Origin of the sequence: Gluconobacter sp. P1D12_c, assembly GCF_018812105.1 — a bacterium.
Classification (GTDB): Bacteria; Pseudomonadota; Alphaproteobacteria; order Acetobacterales; family Acetobacteraceae; genus Gluconobacter; species Gluconobacter oxydans_A.
Map to the genome: position 1 here is coordinate 1 of NZ_JACSIQ010000442.1, position 461 is coordinate 461.

The following is a 461-nucleotide window of genomic DNA, read 5'->3' on the forward strand; positions in this document are numbered from 1 at the left end:
AGTAGTCTTCTTTTAAAATCATCAGACGTACAATTTTCCAAATCTAAATTATCGATACTCGAATACAAACCATCCTTGTCACATTCTTCTAAATCTTTAACCCAAAGGCGTATCTCATCTTTATTGTCATTAACAAAAACACACTCGTAACAAAAATCATCCTCGTCATCGTTCAAATATTCGTTGAATCTTAAAAAACCATATCCCCTGCTTTCTATGTAATCCAAAAACAAAGAAGAATGCGAAGGAAGACAACGCAAATAATCTCTATAACTTTTCACATCATTCACAGGAAAATAATGGTCAATATAATGGTCATGCAAACAAGTCATGATATCGTAAGGCTTTTCCCAACCGCAATAAACCTCGACCCCATTCCCAAACATATAACGAATAGCCTTGGTCTCATAACGTGCCTTCAATCGCACAGCCTTTATATTGAACAGATTTTCAAGCCTCTG

Annotated in this window: 1 protein-coding gene; it reads right to left on the minus strand. The window is 35.4% G+C overall.

What is annotated here, in order from left to right:
- Window positions 1-461 (minus strand): hypothetical protein (locus KP705_RS17575; protein WP_215765212.1); only part of this gene is annotated, 461 nt, incomplete at both ends.